Annotated in this window: 19 protein-coding genes; 12 read left to right on the forward strand and 7 right to left on the reverse strand. The window is 37.6% G+C overall.

The annotated features are described in order from the left end of the window. Positions 1 to 135: 135 nt before the first annotated feature. From ACRPLY_RS08030 to ACRPLY_RS08045, 4 genes are all read left to right on the forward strand, one after another. Positions 136 to 891 carry an alpha/beta family hydrolase gene (locus ACRPLY_RS08030; RefSeq protein ID WP_049166054.1) on the forward strand — a complete coding sequence of 252 codons (756 nt, stop codon included), beginning with the start codon at positions 136 to 138 and terminating at the stop codon, positions 889 to 891. A gap of 105 nt (positions 892 to 996) precedes the next feature. Next, entirely contained in the window at positions 997 to 1,365 is a 369-nt protein-coding gene (locus tag ACRPLY_RS08035; protein ID WP_028415095.1) for a GntR family transcriptional regulator, read from the forward strand. Continuing rightward, on the forward strand, positions 1,362 to 2,231 hold the full coding sequence (locus ACRPLY_RS08040; protein WP_028415094.1) for an ABC transporter ATP-binding protein: 870 nt from the start codon (positions 1,362 to 1,364) through the stop codon (positions 2,229 to 2,231). Before ACRPLY_RS08035 ends, ACRPLY_RS08040 begins: the two co-directional genes overlap by 4 nt. Then, positions 2,231 to 2,926, forward strand: coding sequence for a hypothetical protein (locus tag ACRPLY_RS08045; protein ID WP_033579869.1), 696 nt, complete (start codon positions 2,231 to 2,233; stop codon positions 2,924 to 2,926). The genes ACRPLY_RS08040 and ACRPLY_RS08045 overlap by 1 nt, the downstream gene beginning before the upstream one ends. 38 nt (positions 2,927 to 2,964) lie before the next feature. On the opposite strand, the gene ACRPLY_RS08050 is transcribed toward ACRPLY_RS08045, so the two are convergent. Next, a complete protein-coding gene (locus tag ACRPLY_RS08050; RefSeq protein ID WP_013058688.1) occupies positions 2,965 to 3,567 on the reverse strand; it encodes a DUF3885 domain-containing protein in 603 nt (200 codons plus the stop codon). 230 nt (positions 3,568 to 3,797) lie between these two features. Between ACRPLY_RS08050 and ACRPLY_RS08055 the strand changes: the two genes are divergently transcribed. Further along, a complete protein-coding gene (locus ACRPLY_RS08055) occupies positions 3,798 to 4,166 on the forward strand; it encodes a hypothetical protein (protein ID WP_028415092.1) in 369 nt (122 codons plus the stop codon). Positions 4,167 to 4,171: 5 nt separating this feature from the next. Here ACRPLY_RS08055 and ACRPLY_RS08060 read toward each other — a convergent pair whose 3' ends face one another. The 3 genes from ACRPLY_RS08060 to ACRPLY_RS08070 are packed head-to-tail and all read right to left on the reverse strand — an operon-like array spanning position 4,172 to position 7,845. Next, complete coding sequence (locus ACRPLY_RS08060) at positions 4,172 to 5,299, reverse strand: Ger(x)C family spore germination protein (RefSeq protein ID WP_098113575.1); 1,128 nt, start codon at positions 5,297 to 5,299, stop codon at positions 4,172 to 4,174. Further along, positions 5,296 to 6,393: a GerAB/ArcD/ProY family transporter gene (locus tag ACRPLY_RS08065; RefSeq protein ID WP_098113576.1), complete on the reverse strand. Its 1,098-nt coding sequence runs from the start codon at positions 6,391 to 6,393 to the stop codon at positions 5,296 to 5,298. The genes ACRPLY_RS08060 and ACRPLY_RS08065 overlap by 4 nt, the downstream gene beginning before the upstream one ends. Before the next feature lie 15 nt (positions 6,394 to 6,408). Beyond that, positions 6,409 to 7,845 carry a spore germination protein gene (locus ACRPLY_RS08070; RefSeq protein WP_028415089.1) on the reverse strand — a complete coding sequence of 479 codons (1,437 nt, stop codon included), beginning with the start codon at positions 7,843 to 7,845 and terminating at the stop codon, positions 6,409 to 6,411. 118 nt (positions 7,846 to 7,963) lie between these two features. Between ACRPLY_RS08070 and ACRPLY_RS08075 the strand changes: the two genes are divergently transcribed. The 3 genes from ACRPLY_RS08075 to ACRPLY_RS08085 all read left to right on the forward strand — a co-directional run bounded on the left by ACRPLY_RS08075 (position 7,964) and on the right by ACRPLY_RS08085 (position 9,308). Next, positions 7,964 to 8,368, forward strand: coding sequence for a secondary thiamine-phosphate synthase enzyme YjbQ (locus ACRPLY_RS08075; protein ID WP_028415088.1), 405 nt, complete (start codon positions 7,964 to 7,966; stop codon positions 8,366 to 8,368). Positions 8,369 to 8,470: 102 nt separating this feature from the next. After that, complete coding sequence (locus tag ACRPLY_RS08080; RefSeq protein WP_016765283.1) at positions 8,471 to 8,596, forward strand: hypothetical protein; 126 nt, start codon at positions 8,471 to 8,473, stop codon at positions 8,594 to 8,596. 586 nt (positions 8,597 to 9,182) lie between these two features. After that, positions 9,183 to 9,308 carry a hypothetical protein gene (locus ACRPLY_RS08085; protein WP_013058681.1) on the forward strand — a complete coding sequence of 42 codons (126 nt, stop codon included), beginning with the start codon at positions 9,183 to 9,185 and terminating at the stop codon, positions 9,306 to 9,308. Between the two features lie 149 nt (positions 9,309 to 9,457). On the opposite strand, the gene ACRPLY_RS08090 is transcribed toward ACRPLY_RS08085, so the two are convergent. Both ACRPLY_RS08090 and ACRPLY_RS08095 read right to left on the reverse strand, forming a co-directional pair. Then, positions 9,458 to 10,000 (reverse strand): 5' nucleotidase, NT5C type, encoded by a 543-nt coding sequence (locus tag ACRPLY_RS08090; protein WP_028415087.1) that lies wholly within the window; start codon positions 9,998 to 10,000, stop codon positions 9,458 to 9,460. 134 nt (positions 10,001 to 10,134) lie between these two features. Continuing rightward, complete coding sequence (locus tag ACRPLY_RS08095; RefSeq protein ID WP_013058679.1) at positions 10,135 to 10,812, reverse strand: NlpC/P60 family protein; 678 nt, start codon at positions 10,810 to 10,812, stop codon at positions 10,135 to 10,137. A gap of 345 nt (positions 10,813 to 11,157) precedes the next feature. Between ACRPLY_RS08095 and pfkA the strand changes: the two genes are divergently transcribed. After that, a complete protein-coding gene (gene pfkA, locus ACRPLY_RS08100) occupies positions 11,158 to 12,117 on the forward strand; it encodes a 6-phosphofructokinase (RefSeq protein ID WP_028415086.1) in 960 nt (319 codons plus the stop codon). A 26-nt stretch (positions 12,118 to 12,143) separates the two neighbouring features. On the opposite strand, the gene ACRPLY_RS08105 is transcribed toward pfkA, so the two are convergent. Then, positions 12,144 to 12,287, reverse strand: a complete 144-nt coding sequence (locus tag ACRPLY_RS08105) for a hypothetical protein (RefSeq protein ID WP_013058677.1) — start codon at positions 12,285 to 12,287, stop codon at positions 12,144 to 12,146. Between the two features lie 158 nt (positions 12,288 to 12,445). On the opposite strand from ACRPLY_RS08105, the gene ACRPLY_RS08110 reads away from it, so the two are divergent. The 3 genes from ACRPLY_RS08110 (at position 12,446) to ACRPLY_RS08120 (ending at position 13,921) form a co-directional block, all read left to right on the forward strand. Further along, the gene (locus tag ACRPLY_RS08110) at positions 12,446 to 12,844 is read left to right on the forward strand and encodes a universal stress protein (RefSeq protein ID WP_013058676.1); all 399 of its coding nucleotides are present in this window, start codon (positions 12,446 to 12,448) and stop codon (positions 12,842 to 12,844) included. A gap of 12 nt (positions 12,845 to 12,856) precedes the next feature. Further along, entirely contained in the window at positions 12,857 to 13,576 is a 720-nt protein-coding gene (locus ACRPLY_RS08115; RefSeq protein WP_028415085.1) for an NAD-dependent protein deacylase, read from the forward strand. Positions 13,577 to 13,690: 114 nt separating this feature from the next. Continuing rightward, positions 13,691 to 13,921 carry a hypothetical protein gene (locus ACRPLY_RS08120; RefSeq protein ID WP_016765278.1) on the forward strand — a complete coding sequence of 77 codons (231 nt, stop codon included), beginning with the start codon at positions 13,691 to 13,693 and terminating at the stop codon, positions 13,919 to 13,921. The last annotated feature ends 43 nt before the right edge of the window (positions 13,922 to 13,964 follow it).

Genomic DNA, 13,964 nt, shown 5'->3' on the forward strand with positions numbered 1-13,964 from the left:
AATGGTTTACGTTACTTTTGCTGCTTCATGCATATTGAGCCCCTCTTTTTTCTTGTATGTCTTTGAAACAAACATGTAAAATGTCTAAAAGATATAAAAAGAGTACATAGTAAAAAAACAGAAAGAGGGAGTGACATGAAAAAAACGTTAAAAATACTAGGAGTCAGTCTTGCCGTTCTTGTTGCAGTAACCGCGGCTTTTTTTGTTATATGGTCGGGTTTTGATTATGAACCTTCAAAACAGCTTCACTCACTGGTAGATGAGAAAAAAGTAGTGAAAAAAGACGATTATTACGTATTTAAGCCTCAAACGAACAAAGAGATAAAGGCCGGCTATATTATTTATCAAGGTGCTAAAGTAGAGCCGTTAGCATATGGCTATTATGCTCAGCAAATTGCAAATGAAGGATATCTTGTTGCTGTTGTAGATTCTCCGTTTAATATGAGCTTCTTTAGTCAAAATAAAGCGACGGATATTGTGAAGAGCTACCCGAAGATTGCCGCATGGTTTATCGGAGGGCATTCCCTTGGAGGAGTGAGTGCAGCGTCTTATGCGTATGATCATCAAAACTCAATAAAAGGCTTAGTTCTTTTAGCATCGTATCCGATGAATAAAAATGATTTTTCAACCTCCACTTACCCTATTTTGTCTTTAACCGGTGAGAAAGATGGTTTGTCGACGCCTGAAAAAATTAAAGAAACCAAGCATTTACTTTCAAAAAATACGGAGCTGGTCCAAGTAAAAGGAGCTAATCACGCACAGTTTGGAATGTACGGGAAACAAAAAGGCGACAACAAAGCCAGTATTTCTCCTAAAGAGCAGCAGGATGAGCTAGTAAAAAGAACGGTCAAGTGGTTCAACAGTCAAATGAAAAAGTCCGTCAGTAACTAACTGACGGACTTTTTTTCTTTTTTTGGAAATAATACTTGAAAAAATAACCAGTTAGTTATATAGTTAGTTACATGAGTAATGAACCACTTAAGTGAGGTAGTCAAAATGAAACAATCATTAGATCATCAGCGACCAATTTTTCAACAAATCAAAGAAACCATCGAAGAGAATATTTTAAATGATGCTTTTCCAGAAGAAGAAAGAGTACCGTCTACGAATGAATTTGCCAAAATGTATCGCATTAACCCTGCAACGGCAGCTAAAGGAATTAATCAGCTAGTTGACCACGGAATATTGTATAAAAAGAGAGGGATCGGGATGTTTGTATGTGCGGGTGCCAAAGAAGTGTTGCTTACACAAAGAAAAGAAGAATTTTATAACCGTTTTATCGTTCCGCTGAAAAAAGAAGCACAGCATTTAGGAATTACGGTAACCGAGTTAAAAGAGCTGTTAGACAAGGGGGAAATAGAATGAATATAGAAGCGCAGCTGTTAAATAAATGCTACGGATCTAAGCAAGTGTTAAAGGATATTTCACTTACGCTAGCACAAAATAAAATATACGGACTGCTAGGTAGAAACGGAGCGGGTAAAACGACTCTGATGCAAATTGTAGCCGGACATATTCCAGTTACAACAGGAGAGGTAAAAGTGGGAAATCAATCTCCGTTTGAAAACCGCTCTGTTCTACAAAACATCTGCTTAATTAACGAAAGCGGAAATTTCAAAAAAACATTAAAAGTCAAAGACGTGCTAAAAATTGCCTCCTTTTTTTATCCTTATTGGAGCCAGGAAGCTGCTGAGAGGCTTATGGAAGAGTTCGATTTAGATTGTAATAGGAAAGTGAAAGCATTGTCTAAAGGTATGGAATCAGCGTTAGGAATTATTGTTGGGTTATCTTCTCGCACAAGCATCACAATTTTTGATGAACCTTATATTGGACTTGATGCTGCGATGCGAGCCCGCTTTTATGAGCTTTTATTGGATGAATATGAAGAATATCCACGCACGTTCATTATTTCAACGCACTTAATTGATGAAGTAAGTAATTTGTTTGAAGAAGTACTTATTATGCAAAAAGGAAAGCTGATTCTTCAGGATACAGCAGAAAATTTGCAGCAGCGCTGTGTAAGTGTGAAAGGACCTAAAAGTCAAATTGAAGAATATGAAAAAGGAAAGCAAGTCATCCATGAACAGGTATTCGGGGGAGAGAAAAAAATAGTGCTGTTTAATGAAGATATTTATGCTGAAGAACTTGTCGACAGTTCGTTTCATGTAGAAGCCGTTCACATACAGGATATTATGATTTATCTTACAGCCAATCGTGGAGGTGTAGCGTAATGAAAGGACAGTTTGCAGCCATTAGTTATTCGCTCTACGTTGAACTAAAGTATTTAATGATTCGCTTTTGGACGATTCTGCTAGCTTTTGTTGCAGTAGATATTTTAGTGTTCAGTCAGGTGAATGAGCATCTTCTGTTAGTAACAAGTATGCCGCAGTATATCTTTTCAGGTATTGTAAGTTTTATTATCATTCGAAAAAGTTTTTCCTTTTGCTTAAAGTTAGGAGCTACTCGTAAAGCATATCTTTCAACGATGACCTGTGTTTTTGCTCTATTTGCAATTGTAATGTCTTTTATCAATGTTGTCATCATGAGCATTTCAATGAAGGTGATTAATAGTTTGAATTTAATGAATGTTCAGCTTTATTATGCAAGTGATTTTATCTTCCATGATCCTACTCTCGCTGTTCACTTTTTAACGGACGCTGTCTTTATCTTTTTTATTACAGCAGCCGCGTGTTTGCTTGGCAGCATTGTCTACAAATTCGGGCAAACAGGAGGGATGATCAGCGGTGCTGTTCTGGTGTTACTGTTCACAATTCCAGTAACAAAAGAACCGATTATTCATTTTATAAAAAGCTTTTCGAGCGGGTCGTTATTGCTTACATTCGGAACAATGGTTATCGTAAGCTTCCTACTCTTTCTTATCAACTGGCTGTTTTTAAAAAAAGCGTCTCCTGTCCATCAAGCCTAATAAAAAAGCAATCATTCCTTTACTGAATGATTGCTTTTTTACTGTACTTTTTTTGAACAAGCTGCATCAATATCTAGAATCCAGTCGTGAAACTTTTGCTGAAGCAGTTGAAGAGAAGACTGATTGTTTGATACGATGTCCAGGCCGCGCTCGTCGTATAGGTGGAAGATGGTTTCTTTATTCAAATTCACAATGTAACACTCTTCTTCAATAGCCGGATGAATATGAAGATCACGGTTGGCAATTGATTGCAAAAGAAGCTTTTCTTTCACATCATTTGTTTTACAGGCAATAATATACTCAGCGTTATTTAATAATGCTACGGATTGAACTTCTTGTTTCTTCAGGCGAGAGCGGATGAATTTTTTAATAGCTGTTTCTTTTTTCTTTTTTAAAAGTAAATCATCCTGTGCAGCATTCGCTTTGAAAACAAGCAGCAGCTCATCATTTTTTTCATGGAGTGTTTCAAAAATTTCGTAAGCGCGTGCGTACACATTTTTCATGTATTCTCGTTCCCATACGCCTTTTTGATTGGTAAGCGTAAAGCGAATACCCGCAGGCGCGTTATAAAAAAGAGGTCTTTTCATTTGAACATTTGGAAACATTGTTGTTAAGTATGATTGAAGCCGCATTGTGGTCATACGCAACACCTCATTTAGTTTAGTCCTGACTTAATATGTTGAATTTAGTCTATCACGTGATTAGCTAAATTTGTAAAGAAGTAATGTTATTTAATCAAAAGGTAACCAAACTGTTATATTTTGTTGATTTTGCATTATTTCTTTACACAACCTTTGCGGATGAACAGGTTTTTTCATACGCCTGTCGTATTACTTAACGTAGTAACGACGTGAAGAAAGGGTGATAGACGGTGAAAAAACAGCTTGTTCTTATTTCAATTGTTACAGCTGCTTTCTTTGTGCTTATTTTTCACAAAACGATCTTTCAAGAAGGTAATCCTCTTCCCATTGCATGGAGTATTGTAAAATTAAAGTCTTCAGGTGAAGATGTTGTTCAAATATCTGATAAGCCTAAGAGGTACCTCATTCATTCAAATGACTATTTAACGTTTATTAAACAAATGAAAAAGAAAAAAGTGAATTTTCAATATCAGGACGATAAAAAGTTTTATTTTAATAACGATGATGAACGCCAGCTGTTCATCAGCAAAAACTATACCGATAAGTTCACGATTATGGAACTAAAGAAAAAAGAGCTGACTGAAGCTGGCGTTGAGTAATAAGACTAATCTCTGCCCTGTGTACCAAAATCTTTAATTTGAACATCGACATGATAGTCGATGGTCGACTGGCTAAATATTTCATCCCATTCATGCTGATGTTTTTTCCAAAAATGAGGATGATGAATTCGTACGTAATTATGCAGGTCAAGCACATCAGCTTTGTAATTATTTTGTAATAAGCGAAGTGTTTTTTCTGCGTCTTTTCGAATAATTTTTTCTATTTTTTTCTCGGTGTTCTTTACATTAGAGGCGGCAAGAGCCTGTTTTGAAGTCTCCCAATCTTCTGATAGCCTGCCGCTTGTTTGAACGTTGATGTCAAAATGAAGGGAGTGATTTGAATCAATGCGGGCCTTCACATCTTGCTGAACATCTCCAATTTCATAGGAAAAGGGGTATGGACCGTGTTTGCCGTAAATAATTCCGCCTTTAATATTCCCCGTTAACCACGTTAAAGCCTCCACTTGGTGCTGAGTTAAGGTGAATTTTGCTTTTTTATCTTTTATGATTGCCGCGCCGTCTATTTCAACGCTGTTTTTTATTTTAGAAAGCCGCTGTATTAAAAAGCTTTGATCTGTTTTTAACTTAGCCGATAGCTCTCCCATGGTTAAGGGATTTAGAATTTTATTCGTTTTGAATTTATTGTAAACAAGCTCGTAAATTAAGTTGACTGGAGGCACAGACATTCCTTGAATCGTTAAAACGTTTTTAGCGTCTCCTTTTGTAACAAACGCAAGGCTGCTGCGCCGTATTTCATTATCACGTACAAACTGATTGATAAGCGCATCAAGAGGGATTGTCTTGCTCGCTTTTTCTCCTATTAAAAGTGCTCGCTGATGCTGGCTGTATATAGGGTCAGATTTCAGCGAAATATTTCGTGTGATTTCATGAATGGTAGGGCCGGCTGTTGTAATGTTTTTGTATGGAATGGAAGAAGACATATTTCCGGATTCCGTTTCGGTTAACGTTTGATGAGTCAGCACAAGCTGATTTTTTCCTGTTTTTGGTTCGATTTTTGGTGTAATATCCATTGCCACTCCTATAACAAGAGCAAGTTGTTCAATATTCCGATGGCTCATACAGCCGCATAATAAAAAAACGGTCATCATGACAGGAAGACATTTTTTCGTCATTTGAACACAACCTTTTTTATTTTCATTAACGTGCTGAAAAAAAGAGGGATAACTAAAAATGTCACTAAAAATGCCCAGCCTAATACCGTTGAAAAATGGGACACGTCGCTTGCTGTTTTGGGGGCTAACGAGCTCATAAATAAAATGGGCACAAGAAAGATAATATTGGTAGTTGACCGGTTTTTGAAAATCTTTTTAAATCCTGAAACAGCCAAAAAGAAATACATTACAAAAGTTAAAAAAAACTGAAGAAGCCAGACAATAAGTAAAAATAATTCAAGCCTCTCAAAGAAAATTCCTTTTACTTCATGCGTCTGAACAAATTCAATCGTAGGCCAAACGGTTGTTTTTACCTCCGGAACGGATAAAGCGCCTACAACTAATACGTAAGTGATAATATACAAAAGTAAAGGAATAGAAAATCCGATGATCGAAACTTTTCGTAAGTGATTTTTATTTTTCATATGCTTCGGAAGAAAGACAATGGTTTCAATCCCTAAAAAAGAAACAGAGACGGTTGTAAAGGCAGCAAGAAGCGGGCTGAATCCGTCAGCTAATACAGGCTGCAAGTTTTTTAAATCCACCATACCGATGCTAAGAGCGTATAAGGTAAGAAGAATGATGACCGTTACAGGAAAACATAGTGCCATTACTTTTCCAATAGAATCAATACCTCCCGTGATTAAATAAACGCCTGTCAAAATAAACGAAAGAATAATTAATTCAATGGGCATCGTTTCCAGTAAATAAAAATGAATCATTTCTGCCATAGCTCTTACTTCAAAGCTTGCTACAGATGTAAAATAAACGACCATAGCAAAGTTGAAGATATTTCCAATTATCTTGCCGGTTACTTCCTGTGTAAAATCAAACATACAGCTAATTGTAAAATACTTAACCATCCAGACTAAAAAAAGAACAATTCCAATAAACAAAAGACCGTCCATAATCAGTACAATCCATCCGTCTGCATTATTTGTCTGGTTTGTAATACTGCTTGGCAGTGTTAATAAACCGACGCCAAGCATAGTTGAAGAAATAATTGAAATGGCGTAAAAATCTGAAAGAAGCTTGCTTGATTGTGATTGTTGCATATGGTCCTCCTTTTGTTAGTTTTGTTTTGATTTATTTTTAGACTGTTTTAGGCTTTTGTTTGGAAGACGAACATAAGAGTCTTTCCACGCTTTTTTATTTAACGCAAAAAACGGTTTAAAGTAGGCTATACCAAAACTTTCGAGCTTAGTTAGATGAATGACAAGAACAAGGAAAAACATGGTAACTCCGTATAATCCAAAGATTGCTGCAATCATCATAGATACGAAACGCAAAATTCGAAACGAAAGGCCAATTCCATACTGAGGAACGGTAAAGGACGCAATTGCCGATACGGATACAACAATAATCATAACGGAGCTAACGATATGGGCTTCCACCGCTGCTTGACCAATCACAACCCCTCCTACAAGTCCAACTGTTTGTCCGACAGGAGTAGGGAGACGCAGCCCGGCTTCGCGCAATAATTCAAGCGTCACTTCCATGACCACTGCTTCGATAAAAGGAGAAAAAGGAACGTTTTCTCGTGTAGCCGCAATAGTGATAGCTAGCTCCGTCGGAAGCAGACCTTGGTTAAACGAAACGAGTGAAATATAAATAGCTGAAAAGAATAGGGTAATAAAAATAGACAAGTACCTTAGTAATCTCAGCAACGAACCCGCTATCCATCTTTCGTAATAATCATCGGGTGATTTCATAATCATATCGAAAGTTGTAGGTACTAAAAGAGCAAAAGGAGAGCCATCTACTAAAATGGCTACTCGCCCTTCATTCACCGCAGCGAGAACGCGATCCGGTCTTTCTGTATTTTGCACTTGAGGGAACGGTGAGTAGGGTGCTTCTTCTAAAAATTCTTCAATCATTCCTGAGTCTTGAATGTTATCTAAAGGAATGTCTAATAATTTCTCTCGGACTTGATTCACGATGTGAGTTTGACAGTGTTTATTATGAAAAACGATACTTGTTCGATGTTCCTTTGTATTTCCAATGTAAATGTCTTCAATAACCATTTCTTCTTCGGTAGAACGCTGCCTTAAAAGACCAAGGTTTTCATCTAAGTTTTCGATAAGCGCAATTTTAGGGCCACGCACTACTTTTTCTGTTGTAGGTTCACTTAAAGAGCGCTGTTTGGTCATAGACATATTCAGCGAATATGCCGTGGTGCTTTCGCTAATGAACAGCAAGGGCTGACCTTTAAAAAAACACGAGATCGCTTGCTTGTATGTATAAACTTCTTTGTCTTTAATGACAGAAATAAACGAATCGATGTCATCGAGTGTTTGCGTTTCACTTTTTGCTTTGGTCTCAACAATATGCTGAGTGAGATTATCAAGTTTTTCTCCGTCGACTAATCCTTGGAGATAAATAATGCATATATATTTTGTGGGGGACAGCCATAATTTTTTGGAACCAACATCTGTATTTTGACCCACCAAATCTAGAAACGTTTGAACGGTGTAGTCTGCATTGGGCTGAAATTTTGAATCAAGCATAAATAAACTCACCGCCTGTTGTATTAATGAGCTTAGTGTTTACGATGTAAAAACGAGTTATGCGAAAAATGTGGAAGAATAGAAAAGATATGTTATGGTAAAGAAAAGAGGTGATGGTATGCTACATTCATTTACGTTAAAAACGAATAAGCGTGACGAAATGATCGACGTTACGAGTCATGTACAAGCAGTAATAAGAACAGAAGGATTAAAAGAAGGGGCTGTAGTTGTTTACTGTCCTCATACAACCGCTGGTATAACAATTAATGAAAATGCGGATCCCGATGTAAAAACGGATATGATCCGACGCTTCGATGAAGTATATCCTTGGGAACATAAGTTAGATCTTCATATGGAAGGAAATACGGCGGCACATCTCAAAGCGAGCACGGTCGGCCCCTCTCAGCATATAATCATTCACGATGGGCAGCTGCTGCTAGGAACGTGGCAAGGAATTTATTTTTGTGAGTTTGATGGACCGAGGAACCGTACGTATTATGTGAAAATTTTATCCCTGCAATAACTTTTTTTCATACTCATTGTCCAACTTTCTTTTTAAAGTTGTTATAAAACAAAGTTTAGTTAATATAAATGTTATATAACAGTTAAAGGGAGAGATTGAATAATGGAAAAGATCGGTGCAGAACAAGAAACAGTAAAAAAAGAAAACGAAAAAACAAACTTTACATGGGTGGAAGAATACCCAACTATTTTAGACATTGTTAATGAGTATTACAGTACGTGTCGATAATGTGAAGAATCTGGGGCAAAATTATTTTAGTTGAAGGAAGATCCGAACGCGTTTGATTCTTGCTGGAGAATCCAACGCATTCGGATTTTTTCATTGATATAGTGAACGTAGATTTTATGTATGTAGACGAGGAGGCTCATCAGCCGCCTGGGGAAAGCGAAGTCTTACAAGGAAATCAACAGCAACGTAACAAGCAGTTGAGATTATTTATCTCGTTTGTTCGTCTTTGGATTGGAATAATTTAGTTAGGTCTTAATATCTTTTTTATAAAAAAGATATTATAGTAGCAATTTTTCTAAAAGGTTTAATATAATAAATATTAGGGTACTGAATTGTATGAAGTAAAGATAAAACGCATCGTTTCATACTATTTCCTTTTTTACCGCTAGTATAGCCTTGAAGAAAAAGTTTCATTTGATATACTAACTATACGCTTAGTCTTTAAGAGAAAGATGAAGATTCATTGTCATTGTTACACGCAGTGAATGAGCTGCCTTTGCTTGGCGAAAACGTCGTACAAACAAAGACAGATAGCGAATTGTTTTGGGTGCGTTCATTTAGTTCAAAACAGGGAGGCGATTAGTCTATGTTACTTGTACGTATGGCCATGATTGGTTTCTTTTCATTAACAGCCATATCATTGTTTTCTTTTCAGTCCGTTGAAATTATCCATGCCATTATGGACTTTTTTTCATCAGCTGATAAGTACTAAAAACGATATCTTTTTTAAATAAAAAGCGGATAACCCTTAGGGGGCTATCCGTCAAAAACCGCCCAAAAGGCGGTTTTTTTATGCTTATAGCTGTGCTCACAAACGCACTGCATTCATTCTCTGATGACAAAGTCTACGTGTTTTTTTGATTAACATTCGTTGAAATAAGTATTTACGTACTGTTCAAACTGAAGCCAATCGTCCACGCGAGGGACATTTACTTCTTCGTTGTATGGGTAGCTCATGGCAACAGCATGGCGACCTGTAGCTTGAAAAGCCTTCAAATTATGCGGTGCATCATCAAATAGCAAGTCTCCGTATATTTTATCTTTTTGGTGTGTAAACACGATATTGTACTTTCCGATAAACGGAAGGTGTTTTTCAACCCACTGCTCTTTTTCTGTATAAGCATAGGTACGGCTGCTTGTGACAATTAAAATGGAAAACCTTTCATAAAGTCGTTTAAGAACCTCAACAGCATGAGGCAGAGGTTGTAAATGTAAAAAAAGCCCCGGCTGATCGAGGTAGTCATAAATCTTTGTGCCGCATTCCGGCTTTACATACTTTTCTGATTCCCAGCATTTTAACTTTTCAACCGATAAGCTGTCGCAATAATCTTTGTTATATTGGTTATGCCAATCCGTCATAAGATCACAAATGACAGAATCCATGTCAATTAAAAGGGTGTGCATTTATTCAACTTCCTTTACAGTATTCATCTACACGCTTGGTTTTGTAATGCGCTGCTTCTACTATACCAAATCTTTTACATGCAGAAAAAGAGCAAGCCGCATCAAAATCGCACAGCTTGCCCTTTTTATCGAAACTACATTCTTTTAGCACCTAAATAGCGTTTGCTCCAATAGCTCTCTTTTAGAGAAGAGATGCTCACACCTTTAGATGAAGAACAGTGAAGAAACTGGTTGTTTCCTAAATAAATTCCTGCATGGGAAGGCCCTTTTGTATAGGTTTGGAAGAACACAATATCTCCAGCTTTTGGACTTGAGACGCGCGTTCCTTTTTGGTAAATTTGAGCTACTGTTCGAGGAAGCTGAACCCCGCCGCCATGTTTGAACGCATAGCCAATAAAACCGCTGCAGTCAAAGCCGCTTGGCGTTGTTCCGCCCCAGCGATAGCGAACGCCCATGTACTGTTTTCCTTTGTTAATCACTGCGTTAGGGTTATAGCGCGCTGAGCTAGAAGACGATTTGCCCTTTGCTGAAACGCCTAGTTTAGCGTACGTTCCTTTTCCGACAATACCATCTGCTGCTAGTCCATTTTTGCGCTGAAATGATTTTACAGCAGAAGTTGTAACAGTCCCAAAGTATGTAGTCGTATTCCCTTTAAAATAACCTTTATTTTTCAACGTTTGTTGTAGTTGTTTAACATCTTGGTGATTCATGCCTTGGCGAAGCGTTTGGTCGCCTAGAGCCGCTTGGCTGACAATCGGGCTAGTAGAAACAATAACGCCAGCAAGCGTAAGAGCTGCTATTACTTTTTTCATAAAACTAGTACCCCCTGAAAATTTTTCCTGATTTGAGTAAATTCATCATATCATCTTTCGACAGTGTTCTACGTTACAATTTCATTACATATATGAAAAAAATGAAATATAAAGGTGAATATAGTCTTATAAAAGCTGTAATTAAAAGGGTTCTTTAGATGTGTAATATTGCTAGAAAAACTTTGAATATTTGACGGTAAATAACTAAAAGATATGAAAAAGTATGTACATTTAAAATTTAACAAAGAAATATGTTGTGAATTACTACACAAAAAGTTCGAACTCGGGTAAAATGTAGAACTATAATATAGTAGTCATATATGTGACTTTGATGAGGTGAAAGTAATGAAAAGAATAGGTGTATTAACAAGCGGCGGAGATTCTCCAGGTATGAATCCTGCGGTTCGTGCTGTTGTGCGTAAAGCAATTCATGAAGGTATGGAAGTTTATGGTATCTTCCAAGGATATCAAGGATTAATAGAAGGAAATATTAAAAAGCTAGAAGTTGGAGATGTTGGTGACATCATTCAACGCGGCGGAACGATGCTTTATTCTGCAAGATGTCCAGAATTCAAAACAGAAGAAGGGCGTTTAAAAGGTATTGAAAACCTTAAGAAGCACGGTATTGAAGGCTTAGTAGTTATCGGTGGAGACGGATCATATATGGGAGCTGTAAAACTAACAGAGCTTGGTTTCCCTTGTATCGGTATTCCAGGAACAATTGATAACGACATTCCAGGAACAGATTTTACACTAGGATTTGATACGGCTCTTCATACGGTTATCGATGCAATTGATAAAATCCGTGATACGGCGACTTCTCATGAGCGTACGTTTATTATTGAAGTTATGGGTCGTAATGCAGGAGACATTGCTCTTTGGTCAGGTCTTGCTGGCGGTGCGGAAACAATCCTTATCCCAGAAGCAAAAGATGAGTTCCAAGAAATGGTTGATCGTTTGAGAAAAGGACAAGAGCGCGGTAAAAAGCACAGCATTATCGTGGTAGCTGAAGGTGTAGCTAATGGTAATGAAGTAGCGAAACAGCTTCATGAAGCTGCAGGTATTGAAACGCGTGTAACAGTATTAGGACACATTCAGCGCGGTGGTTCCCCAACTGCTCAAGATCGTGTGCTAGGAAGCCGTTTCGGCGGTCGTGCAGTCGAACTTTTACTAGAAGGTAAAGGCGGCCGTGCAATCGGTATCCGTAAAAATGAAATTGTAGATTATGATATTATGGAAATTTTAGGTGAACCTCACCATATCAATGCTGATATGTACCGTTTATCTAAAGAGCTTTCAATCTAATCACAGTGTTGCTGAGGCGAAACTTCTTATATTGAAGGAGTTTCGTCTTTTTTTGACTGCATCCCTGTCCCTTCACAGTGTTTGCATGTTTTCATGTAACCGATACCAGGAATAACAGCTAGCTTTCCGAGCCCTTTGCAAAAAGTGCAAATTAATTCAAAACCAAACATTGGTTCATCCCCTCTGTACACGTTTTCTTTCAGTTTATCATAAAAGTAGACAAATAATTTTAAAAATTATAGAAATAATCAAAAAAATGATTACATTTGAACAGCGAGTGATATAGTAAAGAGAGAAGACCATTTTATAAAAGAGGAGAGGAAGCGTGATGTTTAAACGAATTTTACTTGCCTCAGATGGCTCAGAGCATGCAGCTAAAGCAACAGAAAAAGCCGTTCAGCTGGCTCAGCTTACGGAAAACAGTTTTATTCAAGTTATTTATGCAGTAGAAGGTGATTCAAGATTAAAATCACTTAGCCGCGACGAGGAACGGGAAAGTCGGATACATACAACGGATGAAATTTTAAAGCAAGGAAACGTGGAGTATGAGATCACCTTTATGCACGGAGACGCGGCTAAAACAGTGATTCAATTTGCTAATCAAAATTCATTTGACCTTGTAGTAATAGGAAGCAGAGGGTTAAATCCTGTAAAAGGCATGCTGCTTGGAAGCGTTAGTTCTAAGATAGCACAGCAAGTAACAATTCCTGTGCTAATTGTTAAATAGGAGAGAAATGCAATGTCAAACCAGTACAAAGAATTAAAACAGCTCATTGATGATGCTAAACACATTTGTTTTTTTACGGGAGCAGGAATGAGCACAGAGTCGGGCATACCTGACTTTCGCTCTCAAAATGGCTTATATCGCCAAAACAAAAGCTTTGTGGACATAGTAGCTGCTGACTTCTATGAACAGTATCCTCATGAATTTTGGCCGCTGTTTAAAGAAATTTTTCATATTAAAATGCTGCATCATTATAAAGCAAATACGGGCCATCGCTTTATTGCTGAACTAGAAGACGCCAAAACCGTGCATGTGATTACGCAAAATATCGATGGGCTGCACCAAGATGCAGGAAGCACGAACGTTTTTGAAATTCATGGGTCCATTAAGAGAGCTCATTGTCCGAGGTGTAAAAAAGAGTATGACTTAGCGTATTTAAATCAGTCAGCTCTCCCACAATGTACAGCGTGTGAGCGCCTTTTAAAGCCAAATGTTGTTCTCTTTGGAGATGCCATTCATCAGTTCGATGAAGCAGTTACAGCAGCGCTGTCATCTGATTTATTCATCGTGCTTGGTTCATCGCTTGAAGTAGCACCGATTAATCAGATTCCGCTGCTTGTGAGCCGGTACAATCGTACAAATATGGTGATCATTAATAAAGAACCTACGCATTACGATTATTTGTTTGATTTGGTTATCTATGATTCCATTGGACAAGTGGTTGCAAATTTATAAGCGTCTATGCATGGACATAGCGCTTTTTTAGCATTTAGTGATAAAGTGTAGGGATGTATCATATGGTGTAGTACATCATCCATTCGCTAATGGATAGAAGGGATGTTTTTGCATATGAGTGGAGGCCTGAGAGTTTGTCTTTTCATTGTTGGTATTGCACTCAAAGTGACAGCTGTTTTGACTTTGATTTTTGAAATGAATCTTGTCCCTATTCACGGAAGGAGTCTCACTTATTATGCTGAAGCGATAGGTATGAAACTCCCCATTATCTGTTTTGTCCTTGGTTTTTTTTGTGTAGCAGCAAGCTTTTATTTGCCTGCTAAAAATCGCCGCACCAGTAAATAGCAAGGGCAGGAGACTAACTAAAACGTTTGACTGCAAAGTTTTT

The sequence above is a fragment of the Priestia sp. TGN 0903 genome (genome assembly GCF_050846855.1).
Lineage (GTDB): Bacteria > Bacillota > Bacilli > Bacillales > Bacillaceae_H > Priestia > Priestia zanthoxyli.